Origin of the sequence: Bifidobacterium reuteri DSM 23975 (assembly GCF_000741695.1) — a bacterium.
Classification (GTDB): domain Bacteria; phylum Actinomycetota; class Actinomycetes; order Actinomycetales; family Bifidobacteriaceae; genus Bifidobacterium; species Bifidobacterium reuteri.
In genome coordinates this window covers 1-4507 of the sequence record NZ_JGZK01000027.1, presented here as the reverse complement: position 1 = coordinate 4507, position 4507 = coordinate 1, and the positions used below count along the sequence as shown (strand labels likewise).

5 protein-coding genes are annotated in these 4507 nt (G+C 61.3%); all 5 read right to left on the bottom strand.

Features of this window, described 5'->3' with window-relative positions:
* Nucleotides 1-50: 50 nt before the first annotated feature.
* The gene (locus tag BREU_RS11100) at nt 51-968 is read right to left on the bottom strand and encodes an alpha/beta hydrolase (RefSeq protein ID WP_044090161.1); all 918 of its coding nucleotides are present in this window, start codon (nt 966-968) and stop codon (nt 51-53) included.
* Nucleotides 969-1983: 1015 nt separating this feature from the next.
* Complete coding sequence (locus BREU_RS11095; protein ID WP_044090163.1) at nt 1984-3669, bottom strand: VirD4-like conjugal transfer protein, CD1115 family; 1686 nt, start codon at nt 3667-3669, stop codon at nt 1984-1986.
* Complete coding sequence (locus BREU_RS11090) at nt 3666-4004, bottom strand: hypothetical protein (protein ID WP_044090164.1); 339 nt, start codon at nt 4002-4004, stop codon at nt 3666-3668. The genes BREU_RS11095 and BREU_RS11090 overlap by 4 nt, the downstream gene beginning before the upstream one ends.
* Nucleotides 4001-4336, bottom strand: a complete 336-nt coding sequence (locus BREU_RS11085; RefSeq protein WP_044090165.1) for a hypothetical protein — start codon at nt 4334-4336, stop codon at nt 4001-4003. Before BREU_RS11085 ends, BREU_RS11090 begins: the two co-directional genes overlap by 4 nt.
* Nucleotides 4278-4507, bottom strand: a 230-nt coding sequence (locus BREU_RS12505; protein WP_238567088.1) for a hypothetical protein, incomplete at its 5' end; no start/stop codon positions are given. The genes BREU_RS12505 and BREU_RS11085, both read right to left, overlap by 59 nt.

Here is a 4507-nt window from a genome sequence, read left to right as displayed (position 1 = left end):
GCCATAAGGCTGCAACGGTATGACGTATGCCGTGCGCAAGCGCGCAGGACTCAACAATACCGGCCGAAGAAACCGGCGATATCATCCACGACCTGTATCGCCTCGGCATTGTGTGGCAGCCCGGTTTCACGCACACTGAAATCATGGGTAAGCGCGTGGTCAAGACCTTTCGGCAACACGCGGACCTCGTAATCGTGGTGGCGGTGCTGCAGGATGCGCGCGAATTCGAGGGTATTGTCGGCTAGATAGTCCTCCGCGCTGGTGAGCATGTAGATCGGCGGCAGATTGCCGTCGACCATCAGACGGTCCATGTCAAGATACGGGTCGAAGTCGATTCGCTCTTTGAGGGTGGGGAAATAGGCTTCGTAGTAGTAGCTCATCGCTGTGCTGTGGACACCTCCCGTGAACCGATACATACCCGAAACGCCGGCGGCCGCACGTATACGGATATTGCCCGTGCCTGGATTGATGCGCAGCCGGTCGGCCACGATGGGCGAGTGCAGGACCGCACACAAGTACAGGTCAAGAAGCGTGGCTGCTGAATCGCCGATGATGAAGACACGGTCCGTGTCGAGCCCATATTCGTCGCAGCGTGCGGCCATCCAGTCAAGTACGGCGATGGCGTCGGTAAGCTGGTCTCGGAACGATACTTCGGGCACGAGCCGGTAGTTGGCGTTGACGATGGCGAACCCGCGCTGCGACAGATGCATGTCACGGCAGGCGGTGTTGTGCTTATGTCCGTGATAGAGGCCGCCACCATGGAAATCGAGAATCACGGGAAGCATGTCTCCATGCCGTGTTCCCGGACGGTATATGTCGAGCCGATGAAGCTCATGACCACCGTATGGCAGGTCTGTGAACATCTCGACATTCCGCGGCTTGTGCTCGAGCATCAGCCGCTCGGAGTCCCCATCGTGACGGAAGTGCGTGTTCGCGTCAAGCAATTGCCGTACTTCATCGCTGATCATGATGACCCCTTGAGTATCGCTTCATATCTACCACTGTACGGCTGATCGTTGTCGCCGTCATGATAAGAGCGGTCAGATGTGCATGGGTTACCTATTCGTTCTCATGATTAGATCTGTGTCGCAGACGGAATGCGTGTCTGCGTCATCCCAAGTAAATCAATTGTTGTTCTTCGGACAGAAGTGATGGTGTGGTCGAGTCGAAACGGCGAAGTATGGCGGCGGAAGAATCGGTCCGCAAGGACGCTTCCGAGCACCGTCTTCAGACAAGACAATGCATGACATGTGGGTGTACCACTGCGTGATATCGGTACCATGCTGGGCGTTTTTTCTACCAGCGGGCGCACCAGATGTCAACACCTGACAGATGGTATTGAATCAGGGTTTTGTTCGATGGAGCGCGGGAAGCAAGGGAAGGCTTGGTCAACTGCAGGGGATAGGAGCTCCCCTCAGTTACCACTGGTATCAACAGAACGCAGGAATCTTCCTTTTTCGTTGATTGAGCCGTTGTATGTGGCGCCGGTACTGGTGTCGGCTTGGGAGCGGGATTAGGAGCTGACGTGCTGCCACTTACATATCCATGGCATCCATTGACCTGACACCCCGCTTACCAGCCGCCCGTGTATGCGGGGTCGGGCGGGCGGTCTGTGCTGCTTCGGCACGGGCTGGACGTCCGTCTCCTCCTTCGCTCTCACTGAATCGTTCACTTTGCTTATTTCCATTGGTCAGGCTCTTCGCGGCGGAGGATTTGGCCTTCATTACCTTGGCTGCTGTCCCGTTGCACAGCGTGTTATACGAGCTTGCCGCATTCCTGACCTTTGCCTACGTTTGAGCGCACGTCGTTCCTGCCCATGTCCTGCTCTTTCTCGCTTGTTCGCCCTGGTGAAGAGTATGCGCCGGATTGGGAGCCATGATGCTCGTACTGTATCGTCGATTGACGCCCTCCTTGAATGATAATTAATTAAATAATTAATATAATATGTTGATGTGAGGCGCCCGATCCAAGGAATCAGGATCCTCACGCGGCAATTTTCCTGCTTCTGAATGGCCGGACGCCCCTGAGGATGTATATGCATTCCTCGGTGTCCAGCAGGCCGAGCTCGTCGGGCTGCATGAGTTCGCGTTTGGTGCGCCGCCAGCTCACGCTGTACGTGCCGTTGACGCCCTTGCTTTCGCTGTCGTCCATCACGTCGATGGTCTGATGTCCCAGCCGCTTGGACACCCATTCCAGGGTGCTGGCCTCGGTGCCGCCGAGGAACAGCATCGAATCGCAGTTGCCGACGATGGTCTCCCAGTCGTCCCGGTACATGGCCTTGCCCTGCGCGTAGTTTTGTATGATGACCGAACAGGAGATGCCGCGGCTGCGCAGCGTCGCGATGAGCCTAGTGAATCCGGGGATGCGTCCGATGTTGGCGAACTCGTCGAGGAAGCAGTGCAGGGGGATGTTTTCGCCGCCCGCTCGGCTTTTGTTCCCGGCATGGTCCGCCCGGTATACGTTGGACTCGAACAGGCACTGGTAGAAGATCGAGGCGAGGCAGGAGAACGTGCCTTCAGTGTCCGGCAGCGCGAGGAACACCGCGCTCCGACGGCTCATGACCTCGTCCAGTCGGATCGTGTCGTCGGACAGGATGCGCCGGACGCTGCCGACCTCCAACGGTGCGAGCCTGACGCCCAGCGAGGTGATGACGGAGCGCTTCGTCTCGCCGGCTCCTTGGACGAACTTGCGGTACTGGCGGCATGCGAAGTCGAGCCCCTCCAGCGTGCGCCGTGAATCCTCGTCATGCCGGGACGGGTCCAGCCGGTATTCGGCGACCAGTTCGCGCGCCGACTCGAACATGAGGTCCACGTCAGATTGCATGGTCTCGTCCGTCTCGCTGGCGTCCATGAGCAGCAGCAGGTCGAGCACATGGGTGAGCGTGGGGGAGGGTTCGGCGAAATACGCCCACGCGGTCAACGCGGTCAGCAGGTTGCGTTCGGCACGCTCCCAGAACCCGTCGCCACCTTCGGCACGCCGCCCGTCACCGGACGTGTTGGCGATGATGTTCTCGGTGAGCCGCAGTATCCCCGCCTCGGGGTCGTGCGGGTTGATGTAGCGCATCGGGTTGAACGTGTCGGAACGCTCCAGGTCGATGAGGTCGAGGCAGCGCACCTCATAGCCATGTTCTTCGAGCATGTCGCCGACGGCTGCGCGGATTTCGCCCTTCGGGTCGGTGACCGCATAGGACATGTTCGCCTGCCTGAGATTCGGCAGGACATACCGTCTGGTCTTGCCCGACCCCGATGACCCGATCACCAGCACGTTGAGGTTGCGTCCGGTCCGTCTGCCGTCGATGCCCAGCGATTCGCTGGCGGTCATGAGTAGATTCTCGCCCGCGCCCATGCGGAAGGGGCGGATGTCTGAAGCGCCACCCCACCGTGCCGAACCGTGCTCCTCGCCCTCGCGAAGGTCCCGTCGCATCGACCAGCGGTAGAGCGCCGCCAAGGCCACGACGGCGACCAGAAGACAGCCGCACAGCACGTCCGTCCTGTCCGCCGAGAGACGGAACGGGTCCGTGAGCCAGTCGAACATGCGGTCCGTGACCTGCGAGACCGATTCGCCGGAGGCGAGCCCGGTGCGGACCCTCATTGACATCCGGTTGCCGAACCAGAATAGCAGCACGCCAGTCGGCACGGCCGCCAGCAATGTCTTCGCGATCGTGTTCATGGGAGCCTGCTTTCATGCTGTCCGCCGCCCGTCCGGCGCCGGCGTCCAATCTTGTCGGCGCTGAGCCGGTGCAGCGCGTCGAGCACCATGTCGCGGCTCACCGGACCGGACTCAAGATCCGTTGGAGGCGGGGGAGCGGTCTCAGACGGCGTGGGGTTCGTGTCCCCGGACGCCGCCGTCTGAAGGCGGCGTAGTGTCGGGCCGGCCTCGGCATCCGTGTCCGTGGTCTCGTAGCTGATGACGAGCATGTTCATGCCATGCCATGAGACGACGCCTGTCCCGCGTTCGGCGCAGATCAGATCGTCGATGTGCGTCTGCGATGCCGTGCGGCTCATCCCTCCTCCCTAAAGTCGAGGGACGTGCCGGCGGCGAGCATGTCCGCGGACAGGGTCGCCGTCTCGGCCATCACCGACGGCCATAACTGTTCGCCCTCCGGCGTCATCCATCCGCTCGCCACGACCATGTCGCCCTGTCTGAGCCGGCTGCGCCGGCAATACGAGGGCATGGCGTCGCCCGCCTCGATGCTGACAGGCTCCGCATACCCGGTGGGCATCCTCACGCCGATTCGCAGCAGGACCGTCTCCGTCCCCGTGCCGGACAGCCCATAATCAGGATCGTCCAATAGCCGTCCCCGGATGAACGCGTATCGTCTCGCCGTCATCGTCATATCCTCCTTCACCGTGCGCGCGTACGTTCATGACGGGGCAGCGGCGTACGGCCTCCAGCCTGGCATGGAGCTTCTCCGCGATGAGCTCCCTGAGCCGGCGCAGCGTGTCGGCGCGGCTCACCTTCGCCGGAGCCTGCGGCTCATCCCGGCCGGCGGCCGGCTCCGCCCGGG